Raw genomic sequence first — 18,539 nt, forward strand, 5'->3', positions numbered from 1 at the left:
GGACTGCCTTTCTGGAAATACGAATCGACAGCTCTAAATCCCTCGGATTTGCCGCTGCCCGCAGGCAGTTGATGGCTGTATTGCATCCATGACGTGAAGGTATCGACGCCTCAGACGTTGGTTGATGCAAGGTCCCCGTCTTGTTGTTTAATTGTTTTTCGGATGTTGCACCATATTTTCTGGTTACGCAATTGTCGCCGATGGTTGGTAAAACGCGCGTTCTGCGGCGCAGCAATGTGCATGCACGTTGTGTTTTTTATATTTCGACGGGCAATATCGGGGCTTCTGTTCCTGCGAACGCTTTCCAACCAATGCCGCTGCGGACTTCGACCAGTCCCGAGGCGCATGCCGGAACGATTAGCGGTTCGGCTGGACGATACGCTAAAATCGATCCTTTCCAGATCAACTCAACATCATCATGTCCGGCAACACCTTTGGCACGCTCTTTACCGTCACTACATTTGGCGAATCGCACGGACCGGCAATCGGTTGCGTGGTCGACGGTTGCCCTCCCGGCATGGATTTGTCGGAAGCTGACATTCAGCCGGAACTGGACCGCCGCAAACCGGGCACCTCGCGCCATGTCACCCAGCGCCAGGAGCAGGACAAGGTGGAGATCCTTTCCGGCGTGTTCGAAGGAAAAACCACCGGCACTCCGATTGCCTTGCTGATCCGGAATGAAGACCAGCGCAGCAAGGACTACGGCAATATCGTTGAGACCTTCCGCCCGGGCCATGCGGACTATACCTACTGGCACAAGTACGGCATTCGCGACCCGCGCGGCGGCGGGCGTTCATCTGCGCGCCTGACTGCGCCCGTGGTGGGTGCGGCGGCGATCGCAAGAAAATGGTTGCATCAGCAATACGGAACCACATTCAAGGGCTGCATGAGCCAGCTCGGCGAAATCGCCATTCCGTTCGAGTCCTGGGATCATGTCCCGAACAATCCTTTTTTCGCCGCCAATGCGTCTGTGTTGCCTCAGCTTGAGGAATACATGGACCAGTTGCGCAAGGACGGGGACTCCTGCGGTGCGCGCATCGATGTGCTTGCACAGAATGTCCCGGTGGGGCTGGGTGAGCCGATCTACGACAAGCTCGACGCCGACATTGCTTATGCCATGATGGGCATCAACGCGGTCAAAGGCGTTGAAATCGGCGCCGGCTTCAAATCCATTACCCAAAAGGGCACGGTGCATGGCGACGAACTGACCCCTGAAGGTTTCGCTTCGAATAATGCAGGCGGTGTGTTGGGCGGCATCTCGACCGGACAGGACATTACGGTTTCGATCGCCATCAAGCCGACTTCCAGCATTCGCACGCCGCGCCGTTCCATCGACAAGAACGGCAACCCGATCAATGTCGAAACCTTCGGGCGTCATGATCCTTGCGTCGGCATCCGCGCCACGCCGATTGCCGAGGCGATGCTCGCGCTGGTGCTGATGGATCACGCCTTGCGTCATCGCGCCCAATGTACGGACGTTCGGGTAAACACGCCGAAGATCTCCGCGCAAATCAAGTAACTTCCTGATCGGGCGGCAGGGCGGCGTGAGCTGCTTGCCCGGCTGCCCGGCGGAAGTTTCGCTCCAACCAGGCCACGTTAACTGCGCTGCCATCGGAAAATCTCTCGTGCATCACCCTTCCTGGCCTAAGCAATCCTTCAGTTTTGCCCTGTTCTTTTTTGCCTATTACGGTTATGTCGGCGTGTTTTCTCCCTACGCCAGCCTGTACTTTTCCGACAAGGGCATGACGGCAGCGGAGATCGGCGTATTGATGTCCCTGATGCAGGTGATGCGCATCTTTGGCCCCAACCTGTGGGGGTGGGTCGCCGATCGCCATCAGCAACGCGTCAGCGTTCTGCGCATTACCGCGATTGCGGCAGTGACGACATTCACCGGGATGTTTTTCGGGCAGAGCTTCACCCAACTCTTGATCGTGATGGTGGCCGTCAATCTTTTCACCAGCGCGCAAGGTCCGTTGTCGGAAGCGCTGATGCTCTCGGAAATGCGGGGCGATCTGACGCACTACGGTCGGCTGCGCTTGTGGGGATCGGTCGGCTTCATCCTGACCGTCACGCTGGCCGGTCCTCTGCTTGATCGCTATGGCATTCGTCAGATGCCGTGGATCGCACTCGCGCTGCTTGCGATGGTACTGGTTTCCACTTCGCGCATGCAGGAAACCGCGCACGACGAACTGCATCAGGAAGCGCCATCGGTGCTCACGCTGCTACGGCGACGAGAGGTCAGCGCATTTTTTGTGTCGACCTTCCTGATGATCGCAGCGCATGCGTCGCTGTATGTCTTCTATTCCTTGTATCTGGCGCAAATCGGCTACAGCAATACGGTGATAGGCTTGATGTGGTCCCTGGGCGTGGTGGTCGAGATTGTTTTCTTCTTCTATCAGACGCCGCTTTTCCGGCGCTTCGGCATCCGGAAGCTGATGATCGCCAGCCTGCTGATTGCGGTCGCCCGCTTCCTGATGATTGGCTACGGCGCGCAGTCGCTGGTCCTGCTGCTGCTGGCTCAGGTGATGCATGCGGCAACCTTCGGCGTTCATCATTCCGCTTCGGTGGCAACGCTGCAGCGATGGTTTTCCGGCCCGCTCCAGGCGCGCGGCCAGGCTTTGTACACGAGTATTTCCTATGGGCTAGGAGGCACGCTGGGCGGCCTGATTTTGGGCGGATTGTGGGATACATTTGGCCCACGAACAGTCTATTTAATGGCAGCAATGTTCGCGTTGGCGGGCGCCGGCGCAGCCGCATTGTCGTATCGCTGGCAGTCACAACATCATAAGGAGAGAAAATGAAGTCGATCGTCAGAAGCGCAATCATGAGGCGAGTGTTGGCAGCGGCAGCCATTCTGGTGCTGGCGGCCTGCGAGACAGTGCAGACCACGCAGGGCGGCGTCGTCGGCGTCACTCGCGAGCAGAAGATGGCCGTCCCGGCGGAAGCCATCGACCAGGCGGCGCGCGAGCAATATACGGCATTGATCGGCGAGGAGCGGCAGAAGGGCGAACTCAACCGGAATCCGGCCGAAGTCGCGCGTGTGCGCGCCATCGCCAACCGCCTCATTCCCCAGACCGTCAATTTTCGGCCGGATGCGCTGAGCTGGGGGTGGGAAGTGAATGTCATTTCCTCGCCCGAGGTGAACGCATGGTGCATGCCTGGCGGAAAAATTGCCGTCTATACCGGCCTGATCGAAAAGCTGCACATCACGGATGATGAACTGGCCGCCGTCATGGGGCATGAAATCGCGCACGCTCTGCGCGAGCACGCACGCGAACGGGCATCCGAGCAGGCGGTTGCAGGAACGGCCATTTCCGTTGGTGCCGCAATCCTTGGCGTCGGCGACCTCGGGCAAAAAACGGCAGAGTATGCGTACATGGGGCTGCTGGGGCTGCCGAATTCGCGTCGGCATGAAACCGAAGCCGACCGTATCGGCATCGAGCTGGCTGCACGTGCCGGCTACAACCCGCGCGCGGCGATTACGCTTTGGGAAAAAATGGCGCAGGTCGGTGGGCCGGAAACCGTCAAGTTCCTGTCCACTCACCCCTCGCGCGAAGAACGCCTTAGCGATTTGACAAACTACTCGCAACGCGTGATGCCGCTCTACGAACAGGCCAGGAAGCGCCACTGAATACGCTCCCGGTTGTAAAAGAATCAATAAAACGCCCGCACCATTGTCCGCGGGCGTTTTTCATTGGCCTGCGTGGCGGCGCCATGCGGTATTGCATCGCACAACTATGGCATAATCAAGAACTATTTTCTCCGTTTTGCGCTGCACGGCGCACATTTTTGGCACTCTTGGAAACATGGCTCAAACGCTCTACGACAAACTCTGGGAATCGCACGTCGTCCATACCGAGGAGGACGGCACGGCCATCCTCTACATCGACCGGCACCTGCTGCATGAAGTCACCAGTCCACAGGCATTCGAAGGCCTGAAACTCGCCGAACGCAAGCCGTGGCGCGTTTCCGCCAACCTGGTCGTCGCCGATCACAATGTGCCGACCACCGATCGTGCCAACGGCATTACGGATCCGGTTTCCCGCCTGCAGGTCGAGACGCTGGACGACAACGCCAAGGAGTACGGTCTGACCTACTTCGGTATGCGCGATCTGCGCCAAGGCATTGTCCACGTGATTGGCCCGGAGCAGGGTGCAACCTTGCCGGGCATGACCGTGGTTTGCGGCGATTCGCATACTTCCACGCATGGCGCGTTCGGCTGTCTCGCGCACGGCATCGGCACCTCGGAAGTGGAGCACGTGCTGGCGACGCAGACCCTGCTCGCCAAAAAGTCCAAATCCATGCTGGTGCAGGTCGACGGCCCACTGCCGTTCGGCGTAACGGCCAAGGACATCGTGCTTGCCGTGATCGGCAAGATCGGCACCGCCGGAGGCACCGGCTATGCAATTGAATTTGCCGGCTCCACCATTCGTTCCCTCTCCATGGAAGGCCGCATGACGGTCTGCAACATGGCGATCGAGGCGGGCGCACGCGCCGGCATGGTTGGCGTCGACGACACCACCATCAATTACGTCAAGGGCCGCCCACTCTCGCCGGTCGGCCCGCATTGGGACCGCGCGGTCGAATACTGGCGCACACTGCATTCCGACGCGGGTGCGAAGTTCGACATGGTCGTCACCCTGAATGCCGCCGAAATCAAGCCGCAAGTCACCTGGGGCACCTCGCCGGAGATGGTCGTGTCCGTCGACGACCGCGTACCTGATCCCGACAAGGAAAAGGATTCCGTCAAGCGCGATGCGATGGAGAAGGCGCTGATCTACATGGACCTGAAGCCCAATACCTCCATTGCCGACATCCGCATCGACAAGGTCTTCATCGGTTCATGCACCAATTCGCGCATCGAGGATCTGCGTGCGGCGGCCGCCGTCGTGCGCGGCAAGTATCGCGCTTCCAACGTGAAGCTGGCGATGGTGGTGCCGGGATCGGGTCTGGTCAAGGCGCAGGCCGAGCGCGAAGGGCTCGACAGGATTTTCAAGGAAGCCGGTTTTGAATGGCGCGAGCCTGGCTGCTCGATGTGTCTCGCGATGAATGCCGATCGCCTTGAGCCGGGCGAGCGTTGCGCGTCGACGTCCAACCGCAATTTTGAAGGCCGCCAGGGGCAGGGCGGACGCACCCATCTGGTTTCGCCTGCAATGGCTGCGGCCGCCGGTATCGCCGGGCATTTTGTCGACGTACGCGCATTGCGCTAGCGCTTTTTTGGGGGAGGGCTAAAAATGAAAAAACTATTCGCACTCATCGTTTCTTCGCTGGTCCTCCTGGGCTGCAATACCGTCCAGGGCATTGGCAAGGATGTGAAAAAAGCAGGCGAAGTCGTCGAGAACGCAGCAAAGAAATAAACGAAGTGCAGCCGTTCATTCGGAAAGAAGGACGGCTCTTGAGATCAGGATCATGGATAAATTTACCGTACACGATGGTTTGGTTGCGCCGCTGGATCGCGCAAATGTCGATACCGACGCCATCATCCCGAAGCAGTTTCTGAAGTCGATCAAGCGCACCGGTTTCGGCCCCAACCTGTTCGACGAGTGGCGTTATCTCGACCACGGCGAACCGGGCATGGACAATGCGAAGCGTCCGCTCAATCCGGACTTCGTGCTGAACCAACCGCGCTATCAAGGCGCGTCGATTCTGCTGGCGCGCAAGAATTTCGGCTGCGGTTCCTCGCGCGAGCACGCGCCCTGGGCGCTGCAGCAATACGGCTTTCGCGCGGTGATTGCGCCGAGCTTTGCCGACATCTTTTTCAACAACTGCTTCAAGAACGGCGTGCTGCCCATCGTTTTGACGGAAGCACAAGTCGATCAGTTGTTCAATGAAGTCAAGGCATTCCCGGGCTACCGCCTGGTCATCGACCTCGACAAGCAGATCGTCGTCGGCGGCAACGGCAATACGACCTTTCCCTTCGAAGTCGATTCCTTTCGCAAATACTGCCTGCTCAACGGACTGGACGACATTGGACTGACCCTGCGCCAATCGGACAAGATCCGTGCGTTCGAGGAACGTCATCTCGCGACCCAGCCGTGGCTCGCCAACACGATTTAATTATTCATCCAGAAGACAAATGAAAATCGCAATTCTGCCGGGCGACGGCATCGGCCCCGAAATCATCGAACAAGCGGTGCGGGTGCTGAACGCGCTTGACGAAAAGTTTGAAATGGAAACTGCACCGGTCGGCGGCGCGGGCTACGCAGCGCACGGCCACCCGCTGCCGGAGGGGACCCTCAAGATCGCCAAGGAAGCCGATGCCATCCTGTTCGGCGCTGTCGGCGATTGGAAGTATGACAAGCTGGAGCGCGCACTGCGCCCGGAGCAAGCGATCCTCGGCCTGCGCAAGAACCTGAATCTGTTCGCGAACCTGCGTCCGGCCATCCTGTATCCGGAACTGGCAGGCGCATCCACGCTCAAACCGGAAGTGGTGTCAGGCCTGGATATCCTGATCATCCGCGAATTGACCGGTGACATATATTTCGGCCAGCCGCGCGGTGTGCGCGAATGCCCGGATGGTCCGTTCAAGGGCGAACGCGAGGGATTCGACACCATGCGTTATGCCGAGTCGGAAATCCGTCGCATCGCGCATGTCGCCTTCCAGGCCGCACGCAAGCGCAGCAAGCGCCTGACCAGCGTCGACAAGGCAAACGTGCTGGAGACCTTCCAGTTCTGGAAAGACATCGTGACCGACGTCCACAAGGAATACCAGGATGTCGCGCTCGATCATATGTATGTCGACAACGCCGCGATGCAGTTGGTGCGCGCACCGAAGAAATTCGACGTCATCGTGACGGGCAACATGTTCGGCGATATCCTGTCGGATGAAGCGTCGATGCTGACCGGCTCGATCGGAATGCTGCCGTCCGCCTCGCTTGATGCGAACAACAAGGGTTTGTACGAGCCTTCGCACGGCTCCGCGCCGGACATCGCAGGCAAAGGGGTTGCCAATCCGCTGGCGACCATTCTGTCGGCCGCGATGATGCTTCGCTACTCGCTGAACAAGGCGGAGCAAGCGGATCGTTTGGAAGCCGCAGTCAAGAAAGTCTTGTCGCAAGGCCTGCGTACGCCGGACATCCATGAGGAAGGTACGACCAAGGTCGGAACGAAGGAGATGGGTGATGCGGTCGTGAAGGCGCTAGCCTCGTAATCTGTTTTTGAAGTGTACTTGAGGGAGAAAATCGTGAAGTTAGTCGGTCTGGTGGGTTGGCGTGGTATGGTGGGCTCGGTCCTGATGCAGCGCATGCAGGAAGAGGGCGATTTCGCTCATATCGAGCCGGTGTTTTTCTCGACATCCAATGCGGGCGGCAAGGCCCCTGCAATGGCGAAAAACGAAACCACACTCAAAGACGCGAGCAATATTGATGATCTCAAGAAGTGCGACATCATTATTACCTGCCAGGGCGGTGACTACACGACGGAAATCTTCCCGCAATTGCGTGCGGCCGGATGGAATGGCTACTGGATCGACGCGGCTTCGACGCTGCGCATGAAGGATGACGCGATCATCATTCTCGATCCGATCAACCTGAACGTGATCAAGGATGCGCTTGGCCGCGGTGTGAAGAACTACATCGGCGGCAACTGCACGGTGTCCTGCATGTTGATGGGCCTGGGTGGTTTGTTCCAGCACGACCTCGTCGACTGGATGACGTCGATGACCTATCAGGCAGCATCCGGCGGTGGCGCGCAGCACATGCGCGAATTGCTCACGCAGTTCGGCTCCATCAATGCCGAAGTCAAATCGCTGCTCGACGATCCGGCGTCCGCGATCCTCGAAATCGACCGCAAGGTTCTCTCCAAACAGCATGCATTGACCGCTGACGAGACGAAGCAGTTCGGTGTCCCGCTTGCCGGCAATTTGATTCCCTGGATCGACAAGGATCTCGGCAACGGCGTGTCGCGCGAAGAATGGAAGGCTGGCGCAGAAACCAACAAGATCCTCGGCCGTGGTCCGGCATTCGGCGCCAGCGCCAAGGCAGCAGTACCGGTCGACGGCCTGTGTGTGCGCATCGGTGCAATGCGTTGCCATTCCCAGGCACTCACCATCAAGCTGAAGAAGGATGTTCCGCTCGACGAGATCGAAGGCATCATCGCCAACACCAATCAATGGGCCAAGGTGGTGCCGAACACCCGCGAAGCATCGATGAAGGATCTGACGCCGGCAGCAGTCACCGGCAGTCTGAACATTCCGGTCGGCCGTCTGCGCAAGATGCAGATGGGCGGTGAATACCTGTCGGCATTCACGGTTGGCGACCAACTGCTGTGGGGCGCGGCTGAGCCGTTGCGTCGCATGCTGCGCGTTGTTCTGGAAAACTGAACCGGCTGAGACGGTACTGAAAACTGGGGCCTGCTGGTGGCCGGTTCATCGAACCGACGACCCGCAGGCCCCAGTCGCGTTGTCAATCCACAACAGTGGATCGTCGGGATTCCTCTGCTATTAATGTATACGCGGCGATGCCAGTTTTACACCAGTTAGCAAGTTAGTTACACTTGCGCGCCTAAGTCCATGATGATATGGTGAAAGTTCCCTCGATCAATGTTAAATTGGCGCGGTGATTGTGCCTACTTCAGATATGCAAACGGAATGCCTCCTATGCCATCAAAAATGCATTCAATTAAGTGCCCGACCTTCGGCACGTTTCACTTGAAGACAATTAGTGCGGCGATTGCGACCGCACTATTGTTTTCAAATGCGTCCGCCGCAGGCTTGGGAAAGCTGGCGGTCTTGTCTTCCCTCGGGCAACCCTTGCGAGCGGAGATCGAACTCACTTCCGTTTCGAAAGACGAAGTTGGGGCGCTGAACGCAAAGCTGGCATCCTCCGACGCATTTCGTCAGGCAAACATCGAATTCAGCCCTGCGTTGATGTCCTTGCGTTTCGCTGTAGAGCAACGTGGCGACCGGCAGTTCATTCGCATTACTTCAGCGCAGCCGCTGAACGAACCATTCGTCGACATGCTGATGGAATTGACCGGCCCGAATGGTCGGTTGATCCGCGAGTACACGTTCCTGCTTGATCCGCCCGATCTGCGTACAGCACAGTCTGCACAGGTTGCACCGGCTCCGGCACCAAGCGCCGCAAGGGCACCCCAGGCGGCAATCCGCTCTGAACAAGCCCCACAATCCGCTCCGGTACAACCAAGAAAGGCGCAGGAAGATGCTGTGCCAAAGGCGCGACCCGTTCCGCAACACGCGGCTGAAGCAGGCAGCGAAGCGGCGTCTGGCGAATACCGTGTACGCCGTGGCGACACCCTTGCACACATCGCAGGCCAGGTGAAGCCGAGTGGGGTGTCACTCGATCAAATGCTGGTCGCCCTCTACCAACAGAATCCAAACGCATTTGTCGGCCAGAACATGAATCGCCTGAGGGCGGGACAGATTCTTAACGTGCCGAGTGCCGATACGGCGCGCGAGATCAGCAATACTGAGGCGCGCAACATCATCGTCGCGCAAGCAGCGGATTTCAATAACTATCGCAACAGATTGGCGGGTCAGGTCGCCAAGGCCGCACCGCCGAAATCGGCCGAAGGCAAGCAAAGCGCCGGCGGCAAGATTACTGCGAAGGTGGAAGAGAAACCGACACCTGCTTCCGAATCGAAGGACAAATTGAAACTGTCCAATGCGATGCCGGCGCCGGGCTCAAACGCCGGCAAGCCTGCTGGCGCAGTTACCGCAGAAGACAAGATTGCCAAGGACAAGGCAGTAGCCGAAGCAAATGCACGGGTGAAGGAGCTGGAAAAGAACGTCACCGATTTGCAGAAGCTGCTCGAAGTCAAGAACAAGACTCTCGCCGAACAGCAGAAACAGGCCAGCGCCGCAAAGACGGAACCGCAACCTGCAGCTCCCCCGTCAGCCGCGTCCGCACCTGCGTCGGCACCAGCCAAACCGGATGAAACCAAGGCCGAAAAACCGGTCACGCCTCCTCCTCCGCCAGCAGCGAAGGCACCATCGCCGGTCACAAAACCGAAACCTGCCGCACCGCCGCCTCCGCCGCCGGAGCCAAGCTTCTTTGAAAGCTTGATGGAAAATCCGCTTGTGTTGCCGGGCGTTGGTGCGCTGCTCGTCGCATTGGGCGCCTTGGGCATCTACCGCGCACGGCGCCAGAAGCAGAACAAGCCGTTCGAGGACAGCATCATTACCGATTCGAGCCTGAAGGCGAATTCGCTGTTCGGCTCCACCGGTGGCCAGAGTGTGGACACGAATAACAGTGTCTTCAATTCCAGCTTCGCTCCCTCGGCCAGCCAGCTCGATACCAACGAAGTCGATCCGGTCGCCGAAGCCGACGTGTACATCGCCTACGGGCGCGATGCGCAGGCTGAGGAAATCCTGAAGGAAGCCTTGCGCACGCAGCCCGACCGTCACGCCGTGCGTGTGAAGCTGCTCGAGATTTATTCCAATCGCAAGGATCTGCGCGCATTCGAAGTATTGGCCACGGAATTGTATGGCCTGACCAAGGGGCAGGGCGAAGAATGGGCACAGGCAGCCGCGCTCGGCCTCGCGATTGATCCGAACAATCCGCTCTATGCAAGCGGCAAGGAAAAGCAGTCGTCGTCCGATATCCTCGTCGCGCCGACACAGCCTTTGGATGAACAGGGTCTGGCAACGCTGCTGTCGTCTACGCAGTCCGATATTTCTCCGCTGAACAGCGAATCGCTCGAGAGCGAAACCGAATATTTCGGCAACTCGTCGCTCGCGGAAGACAAACCGCTGGAGCTGACGCCTGAGCCCGAAGCCGAACCTGAGCGGAAGCCATCCTCGAATGATCTGGAGTTCGACCTTGACGGGCTGGGGCTAGGCGACATGGCGGTTCCCAATACCATGCCGCGTCCTGCGCCTGCGGAGCCGTCGCCTGACCTGGCCTCGATCGATTTCGACTTCCTTGATGAACCGAAAGTGGAACAGTCCGAAGCCGCATCCGAACCTGCAGCAGAGGCGACTCCCGAGGCGGAGTCCGCGGCGCACACAGAGCCGCTGCCGGCTGTTGCCGACCTGGAGTTCACCACCGAGGAAGCCGCGCCAATCCAGGAGCCGATTCCGGATATTTCCCTGGATATGGAAACGCCGCCGACGGATGTTGCCCCGCTGGAGATGGAGATTCCTGCCCTCGATGAAATACCTGCATCGACACCGGAGGAAACAAAAGCCGAAGTCGCCGACGCGATGGATTTCGACCTGTCCGGCATCAGTCTTGAGCTGAAACCGGAGGGGGCGACTGATGCGGCCGACCTGGCTCTTGACTCGCATGAATCCTCGGACGACAGTTCCACGAGTGCGGAAATGGCCACGAAGCTTGATCTGGCAATTGCCTATCAGGAAATCGGGGACAAGGAAGGCGCACGTGAATTGCTGGATGAGGTGCTCAAAGGCGGCACGCCGGAGCAAAGCGAAAAAGCAAAATCCTTGTTGCTTGAGCTCGCATAATTAGTCATCCGTTCAAGAACGGGCGCGGCGTTGAGCTTGCGCCCGTTTTGTTTTCAGGAATGTTGTCATCGGGAGCAAAATTGAAGCGCATAGTGCTGGGCGTCCAATACGACGGCATGCCGTGGCACGGCTGGCAAACGCAGCCCGCCGGCCACACCGTGCAGGACACGCTGGAAGCCGCGATGAAACGGTTTGCATTGACCGAGATCGCAACCACCTGTGCCGGGCGGACGGATGCCGGTGTCCACGCATTGGAGCAAGTCGTGCATTTCGACACGGAACTGGAGCGGGAGATGTTTTCCTGGGTGCGCGGAGTGAATGCCTTTCTACCCTCGTCCATTGCGGTGCGCTGGGCGTGTGAAGTGCCGCATCAGCACGAGGGCGAGTTTCATGCACGTTTCAGCGCAACTGCACGGACTTATCATTATGTCGTGTATAACCATCCGGTTCGCTCCCCGCTATTGGCGGGAAAGGCGGGGTGGGTTTTTCGGCCGCTCGACGTGGAACCGATGCGCGCTGCCGCCCGATATCTCCTGGGTACGCATGATTTTTCCGCGTTTCGCGCTGCTGAGTGCCAGGCCAAGTCGCCCGTCAAGACCATGCATGACATATGCATCGAGCGGCGGGGCGATATCATTGTATTCACCTTGACCGCCAGTGCCTTCCTGCACCACATGGTCCGTAACATCGTCGGTTCGCTGATTGTCGTTGGCAATGGCAACCAGGCGCCGCAATGGCTGAACGAAATACTCGCGGGACGCGATCGCAGCCGCGCGGCGCCGACATTCATGCCCGATGGTTTGTATCTGGCAAGAATTGCCTATGATGCGAAATGGCATCTGCCGCAAGAGAGCGTCAACCCCTTGCCGTGGGCCTAGGAAGCGGATAATAGATGTCTGGCTCAATTGAATTGAAGCGATGAACCATCGTACCCGAATCAAGATTTGCGGTCTTACAAGGATCGCGGACGTGAAAGCCGCCGTTGCGGCAGGCGCCGATGCGATCGGCCTTGTGTTCTACCCGAAGAGTCCCCGTTACGTCTCACCAGATGCCGCGGCACAGCTGATCAAGGCCATTCCCCCGTTCGTGACAACGGTTGGCCTGTTTGTCAATGCCGGTGCGCATGAGGTCGCTTCCGTTGTCAGGCAGGCACCAGTTTCCCTGTTGCAATTCCATGGTGACGAAAGTATTGAGCAGTGTTGTGTGGTCGCGGGAAATGTGAATCGTCCCTTCATGCGCGCCGCCAGGATTGGCCCGGAAATAACCGGCGCCGATTTGTTAAAATACGAGCATAGTTATCGCGCTGCCAGTCCTTTGTTCGCAGGTTTGCTGCTCGACGCACTCGTCGACGGTTATGGTGGCGGTGGAAAGGTTTTCGATTGGTCTCTCATCCCAAAAGAGCTCGCGCCTCGGGTCGTTTTAAGTGGTGGCTTGAGCGTGCAAAACGTAACTGAGGCAGTGCTTCGGGTACGCCCTCATGCCGTCGATGTCAGCAGCGGCGTCGAACTGTCCAAGGGCATCAAGGATCCTTCCCGGATACGGGCCTTCATGGAGGCCGTGCGTCGGGCGGATGCAACACTGAGCACATCATAGAGAGAATGACCATGAAAGAACTGAACGCGCTGGAGAACTACGCCGAGCGCCAGGCCGCGCCGAAGACCGCCGTCTACCAGGAAGCGCACTACAATTTGCCGGACGCGCGAGGCCATTTCGGGCCATACGGCGGCACCTTTGTTTCCGAAACCCTGACGCACGCGCTGACTGAGCTGAAGGAAGCGTATGCGCATTATCGCAACGACCCCGATTTTCTGGCCGAATTCGAAGACGAACTGAAGCACTTCGTCGGCCGTCCCAGCCCGATTTATCACGCTAAGCGCTGGTCCGAGAAGATGGGCGGCGCGCAAATCTATTTCAAGCGCGAAGACCTTAACCATACCGGTGCGCACAAGATCAACAACGTGATCGGTCAGGCCTTGCTGGCCAAGCGCATGGGAAAACCACGCGTAATCGCGGAGACCGGTGCCGGTCAGCACGGGGTGGCGACTGCGACGATCTGCGCGCGTTTCGGCCTCGAATGCGTGGTCTACATGGGCGTCGAAGACGTCAAGCGCCAGGTGCAGAATGTGTATCGGATGGAGCTGCTCGGTGCCAAGGTGGTGCCTGTCGAATCTGGATCGAAGACGCTCAAGGATGCGCTCAACGAAGCGATGCGCGACTGGGTGACCAATGTGGAAAACACCTTCTACATCATCGGCACCGTGGCCGGACCGCATCCCTACCCGATGATGGTGCGCGATTTTCAATCCGTGATCGGCAAGGAGTGCCTGGAGCAGATGCCGGAGATGGCAGGACGGCAGCCGGATTACGTGGTCGCCTGTATCGGCGGCGGCTCGAATGCGATGGGCATCTTTTATCCGTACATCGACTACAAGGATGTCCAGTTGATCGGCGTCGAAGCTGCTGGCGAGGGGCTGGAAACCGGCAAGCACTCCGCCTCCTTGATCGCAGGTTCGCCCGGCGTCCTGCATGGCAATCGGACCTACCTGCTGCAGGATGAAAACGGGCAGATCACGGAAACGCACTCGGTATCCGCAGGCCTGGACTATCCGGGTGTCGGCCCTGAACATGCCTACCTGAAGGACTCGGGTCGCGCCAAGTACGTTTCGATCAGCGATGACGAGGCGATCGACGCCTTTCATACTTGCTGCCGCATCGAAGGGATCATTCCGGCACTGGAGTCCAGTCACGCACTGGCCTATGCGGCCAAGCTCGCGGCTACACTGCCGAAGGACAAGATCATTCTGGTGAATCTGTCCGGTCGCGGCGACAAGGACATGCATACCGTGGCCGAGCGGACGAAGAAGAAATTCTGATCAAGACCCTTGCATACAACACAAGTCGCTTCGATGAAGCCGCGCCAGGCGAAGGGCCGAGGCGCTGGCTCTCACGGTGTGGCGGGATAATAACGAAACCATCATCATGTCAAGAATTCAATCTACCTTGTCTGCACTTGCAGAAAAGAATAAAAAGGGTCTGATTCCGTTCATCACCGCGGGCGATCCCGCGCCGGAATTGACAGTGCCGCTCATGCACGCGCTGGTTGCGGGTGGCGCGGATGTCATCGAACTCGGCGTGCCTTTCTCCGATCCAATGGCGGATGGACCAGTCATTCAGCGTGCTTCTGAACGAGCATTGGCCAATGGCGTTGGCCTGCGCCATGTATTGCAGTTCGTCAGTGAATTTCGAACACGCAACCAGTCTACACCCGTCGTTCTGATGGGATATGCGAATCCGATCGAGCGCATGGGCGAGGCGGCTTTCATCCAGGCTTCCAAACAGGCGGGCGTCGACGGTGTATTGGTCGTCGATTATCCACCGGAGGAATGCGAGGAGTTCGCCGCATCCCTGAAGGAAAACGGCCTTGACCCGATTTTCCTCCTGGCCCCGACGTCCACTGATGAGCGGATCGAGCAGGTTGGAAAAATCGCAAGCGGTTATGTGTACTACGTGTCATTGAAAGGTGTGACAGGATCGGGGCACCTCGATCTGGAAGCGGTGGCCACCAAGATTCCGAATATCAAGAGGCACGTGAAGGTGCCCGTAGGCGTTGGCTTCGGCATTCGTGACGCTGACACGGCGAAGGCGATCGCGTCCGTATCCGATGCGGTCGTCATCGGCAGCCGGATTATTCAGGAACTCGAGAATACCCCCCGCGAAAACGCGGTGCAGGCAGTACAAACATTTATCTCCGGCATCCGCAAGGCACTGGACGAATAAGATCCTTTAAACGTGGCAAATTTGCTATCAGCCTCGCATATTGGCGCGCGTCAAGTCGAGCGGTACAATGCGGAACCTAAAAAATCGAGAAGAGGTCACGATGAGCTGGCTTGAAAAACTGCTTCCCCCGCGCATTCAGCGCTCCGAATCCACCAATCGCAGGTCGGTTCCGGAAGGGCTCTGGGTCAAATGCCCGTCGTGCGAGGCCGTGCTCTATCGTACCGATCTTGAGTCCAACCTCCACGTCTGCCCGAAATGCGACCACCACATGCGCATCCGTGCACGCGAGCGACTCGACACTTTGCTCGATGCCGGAGGACGCTACGAGATCGGCCAGGAGACCCTGCCTGTCGATACGCTGAAATTCAAGGACAGCAAGAAATATCCCGACCGCTTGAAGGACGCGATGGAAGCTACCGGCGAAACCGACGCCATGGTTGTCATGGGCGGTTCGATCATGACGCTGCCGGTTGTGGTTGCCTGTTTCGAATTCGAATTCATGGGCGGCTCCATGGGGTCGGTTGTTGGCGAGCGCTTTGTGCGTGGCGCGCAAACCGCGCTGGAGCAAAAGGTGCCGTTCATCTGCATTACCGCCACCGGTGGCGCGCGCATGCAGGAAGGTCTGCTGTCCCTGATGCAAATGGCAAAGACGACAGCGATGCTGACCAAGCTGTCGGAGAAGAAGCTGCCGTTTATCTCGGTGCTGACCGATCCGACCATGGGCGGCGTATCGGCTTCCTTTGCGTTCATGGGCGACGTGGTGATTGCGGAACCCAAGGCCTTGATCGGCTTCGCCGGGCCGCGCGTGATCGAGAACACCGTTCGCGAGAAACTGCCGGAAGGTTTCCAGCGTGCCGAATTCCTGGTGCACAAGGGCGCGGTCGATATGATCGTCGACCGCCGCAAGATGCGCGAAGAAATCGCTCGTTTGCTGGCTTTGCTGCAGAATCAGCCGGCCGAAGTCCTGGCCTGAATATTGAATGAACATCCCGAGCCCGGACCAGTGCAGGTCCGGGCTTTTTACTTTCAGCACCTCTTATGCAAAACATTCCCTCTACACTGACCGACTGGCTCGCCCTGCTTGAAACGATGCATCCCAAGGCAATCGACATGGGGCTGGAACGCGTTGCCCAGGTAAAGGATCGCCTGGATATCCGGTTTGACTGCCCCGTGATCATCGTCGGCGGCACGAATGGCAAGGGGTCGACTTGTGCAATGCTGGAGTCGATCCTGCTGCAGGCCGGGTACCGTGTCGGCCTGTACACCTCACCGCATCTGCTGGACTTCAATGAGCGTGCTCGCGTCGACGGCGAACCGGCCTCGGATCAGGTGCTAGTCGAGCAGTTTGCCGCCGTGGAGGAGAAGCGTGGCGATGTATCGCTCACCTATTTCGAGTTCACCACACTCGCGGTTTTGCGTCTGTTCGCGCAGGCGAAGCTCGATGTGGTGATCCTTGAAGTCGGCTTGGGCGGACGACTGGATGCCGTCAATGTACTCGACGCCGATGTCGCCGTTGTCACCAGCGTAGACATCGATCACACGGAATACCTGGGTGAGACACGCGAGCAGATCGGCTTCGAGAAAGCCGGCATTTTCCGCCCCGGCAAGACAGCCATTTGCGGCGACCCGGTGCCGCCCCAATCCCTGATCGATCACGCTACGGCAATTGGCGCCGATCTTTGGCTCTTTGGTCGCGACTATAACTACGCAGGCGACAAGCAGCAGTGGAATTACGGTGGCCGCTCGCAGCGCCGCAATTCACTTGGCTATCCTTCGCTGCGAGGTGCGAACCAGTTGCTGAACGCGGCCGCGGCGCTGGCTGCGCTGGAGGCGTTGCGCCACCGCTTGCCAGTCGGCGCTCAGGAAGTTCGCAATGGTCTCGTGATGGTCGATTTGCCGGGCCGGTTCCAGGTGCTGCCTGGCCGCCCGACGGTGATCCTGGATGTCGCGCATAATCCGCATGCGGCAGCAACGCTCGCGCAAAACCTCAAGCACATGGCCTTTCATCCCTATACCTATGCGGTGTTCGGCGCAATGCAGGACAAGGACATCAGCGGCGTCATCGCGCAACTGAAGGACCTGGTGGACCACTGGTGCGTCACGGACCTCCCCCTGCCGCGCGCAGCCACTGCGGAGCAGCTCAGGCAGAAATTGCTGGAAGCCGGTGTGGCGCCGAAGGCACAGGCAGGATCCGAGCGCACCATCCAGACCTTTTCCTCGCCCGCCGAGGCTTTTGCGAATGCTCGGAGCCGGGCGGGGGAGAATGATAGAATTGCGGTTTTCGGATCCTTCCTGACTGTCGCCGGCGTGATGGAGGCCAGAAGGGCCGAAGGCTTGTCTTGATTGACATGACGATGTATCAAGACCGCTTCTGAATTTACTGATGGACTTCATTTTTATCGCATGAGCTTGTTCTCGTTCCTCCGCAAAAACAAGCAAGAATCCGCCTCCGATGACAGCGCATTTTATTCGCGTGCGGAGGAAGAATCCAAGGCGGTCCGCGGCCGCGCCAAGCGCCGCAAGTCAGCCCAGGGCAGCCAGGGCGACGAACCGGTAGACCCAGTCCTGCCCGAGAAGAAGCGCGCCCGTCGACGCCTGATCGGCGCGGTCGCGCTGGTGCTTGCGGCCGTGATCGGTTTGCCAATGATTCTGGATTCGGAACCGAAACCGCTGGCAGACGACATCAGCATCCAGATCCCATCCAAGGACAAGCTGACAACCTCGAACAATCCCCGGCCGGCCAAGACCTCCCCGGTGGCTGCCTCGGACGCCCTCGATCCGAAGGAGGAAATGGTCGATACGCCGGTTGTGCCACCCGCTGCAGCCGAAAGCAAACCTGCGGACAAGAAGGTAGCCGTTACCGCAACTCCAGCGCAGCCGGCTGAAGCAAAGGCGAAAATCCTCTCCAAGCCGGAAGCCGAGATGGTCAAAACGTCTATCGTCGAAAAGCCGGCCGGCAGCACGCAGGCGCCAGCCCAGGCCGAATCCAAAGCCGAATTCAGGACCGAGGCCAAATCGACTGAAAAATCACAGGATGCGGCGCGTGCCAAGGCGCTGCTGGAAGGGAAGCCGGATCCGAAGGCGACCGAGAAAAAATCCGGAAAGTTTGTCGTCCAGGTTGCTGCGCTCGCTTCGAAGGACAAGGTCGATGAACTGCAGTCCAAGTTGAAAGGCGCTGGCATCAAGTCGTACACGCAAAAAGTCGCGACCAGCTCGGGTGATCGCACCCGTATTCGCGTCGGCCCCTTCGCCAGCAAGGAAGAGGCGGAAAAGGTGCGTGCCAAGATCGTTAAACTGGGATTGAACGGCACGCTGGTGCCCGCTTGAATTTCACTCGACT

General features: G+C 58.7%; 16 protein-coding genes. All 16 read left to right on the top strand.

Annotation, left to right across the window (positions count from 1 at the left end; genetic code table 11):
- Positions 1-418: 418 nt before the first annotated feature.
- The 16 genes from aroC to VJ651_RS08300 all read left to right on the top strand — a co-directional run bounded on the left by aroC (position 419) and on the right by VJ651_RS08300 (position 18,526).
- Positions 419-1,519: a chorismate synthase gene (gene aroC, locus VJ651_RS08225; protein WP_324106982.1), complete on the top strand. Its 1,101-nt coding sequence runs from the start codon at positions 419-421 to the stop codon at positions 1,517-1,519.
- Between the two features lie 106 nt (positions 1,520-1,625).
- Complete coding sequence (locus VJ651_RS08230; protein ID WP_324106983.1) at positions 1,626-2,801, top strand: MFS transporter; 1,176 nt, start codon at positions 1,626-1,628, stop codon at positions 2,799-2,801.
- Positions 2,802-2,824: 23 nt separating this feature from the next.
- On the top strand, positions 2,825-3,631 hold the full coding sequence (locus VJ651_RS08235) for a M48 family metallopeptidase (RefSeq protein WP_324106984.1): 807 nt from the start codon (positions 2,825-2,827) through the stop codon (positions 3,629-3,631).
- Between the two features lie 175 nt (positions 3,632-3,806).
- Positions 3,807-5,210, top strand: a complete 1,404-nt coding sequence (gene leuC / locus VJ651_RS08240; protein ID WP_324106985.1) for a 3-isopropylmalate dehydratase large subunit — start codon at positions 3,807-3,809, stop codon at positions 5,208-5,210.
- A 24-nt stretch (positions 5,211-5,234) separates the two neighbouring features.
- Positions 5,235-5,357 carry an entericidin A/B family lipoprotein gene (locus VJ651_RS08245; RefSeq protein ID WP_136418092.1) on the top strand — a complete coding sequence of 41 codons (123 nt, stop codon included), beginning with the start codon at positions 5,235-5,237 and terminating at the stop codon, positions 5,355-5,357.
- 52 nt (positions 5,358-5,409) lie between these two features.
- The gene (leuD, locus tag VJ651_RS08250) at positions 5,410-6,057 is read left to right on the top strand and encodes a 3-isopropylmalate dehydratase small subunit (protein WP_324106986.1); all 648 of its coding nucleotides are present in this window, start codon (positions 5,410-5,412) and stop codon (positions 6,055-6,057) included.
- Between the two features lie 19 nt (positions 6,058-6,076).
- A complete protein-coding gene (gene leuB, locus VJ651_RS08255) occupies positions 6,077-7,150 on the top strand; it encodes a 3-isopropylmalate dehydrogenase (protein WP_324106987.1) in 1,074 nt (357 codons plus the stop codon).
- Positions 7,151-7,183: 33 nt separating this feature from the next.
- On the top strand, positions 7,184-8,320 hold the full coding sequence (asd, locus tag VJ651_RS08260; protein ID WP_324106988.1) for an aspartate-semialdehyde dehydrogenase: 1,137 nt from the start codon (positions 7,184-7,186) through the stop codon (positions 8,318-8,320).
- 327 nt (positions 8,321-8,647) lie between these two features.
- Positions 8,648-11,422 carry a FimV/HubP family polar landmark protein gene (locus tag VJ651_RS08265; protein WP_324106989.1) on the top strand — a complete coding sequence of 925 codons (2,775 nt, stop codon included), beginning with the start codon at positions 8,648-8,650 and terminating at the stop codon, positions 11,420-11,422.
- 59 nt (positions 11,423-11,481) lie between these two features.
- The gene (truA, locus tag VJ651_RS08270) at positions 11,482-12,300 is read left to right on the top strand and encodes a tRNA pseudouridine(38-40) synthase TruA (protein WP_324106990.1); all 819 of its coding nucleotides are present in this window, start codon (positions 11,482-11,484) and stop codon (positions 12,298-12,300) included.
- Positions 12,301-12,340: 40 nt separating this feature from the next.
- A complete protein-coding gene (locus tag VJ651_RS08275; RefSeq protein WP_324106991.1) occupies positions 12,341-13,015 on the top strand; it encodes a phosphoribosylanthranilate isomerase in 675 nt (224 codons plus the stop codon).
- An 11-nt stretch (positions 13,016-13,026) separates the two neighbouring features.
- A complete protein-coding gene (trpB, locus tag VJ651_RS08280; RefSeq protein ID WP_324106992.1) occupies positions 13,027-14,295 on the top strand; it encodes a tryptophan synthase subunit beta in 1,269 nt (422 codons plus the stop codon).
- Positions 14,296-14,401: 106 nt separating this feature from the next.
- Positions 14,402-15,199 carry a tryptophan synthase subunit alpha gene (gene trpA / locus VJ651_RS08285; protein WP_324106993.1) on the top strand — a complete coding sequence of 266 codons (798 nt, stop codon included), beginning with the start codon at positions 14,402-14,404 and terminating at the stop codon, positions 15,197-15,199.
- A gap of 100 nt (positions 15,200-15,299) precedes the next feature.
- The gene (accD, locus tag VJ651_RS08290) at positions 15,300-16,172 is read left to right on the top strand and encodes an acetyl-CoA carboxylase, carboxyltransferase subunit beta (protein WP_324106994.1); all 873 of its coding nucleotides are present in this window, start codon (positions 15,300-15,302) and stop codon (positions 16,170-16,172) included.
- A 65-nt stretch (positions 16,173-16,237) separates the two neighbouring features.
- A complete protein-coding gene (gene folC, locus VJ651_RS08295; protein WP_324106995.1) occupies positions 16,238-17,542 on the top strand; it encodes a bifunctional tetrahydrofolate synthase/dihydrofolate synthase in 1,305 nt (434 codons plus the stop codon).
- A gap of 60 nt (positions 17,543-17,602) precedes the next feature.
- A complete protein-coding gene (locus tag VJ651_RS08300) occupies positions 17,603-18,526 on the top strand; it encodes an SPOR domain-containing protein (protein ID WP_324106996.1) in 924 nt (307 codons plus the stop codon).
- The last annotated feature ends 13 nt before the right edge of the window (positions 18,527-18,539 follow it).

Source organism: Noviherbaspirillum sp. (genome assembly GCF_035254865.1).
Taxonomy (GTDB): domain Bacteria; phylum Pseudomonadota; class Gammaproteobacteria; order Burkholderiales; family Burkholderiaceae_D; genus Noviherbaspirillum.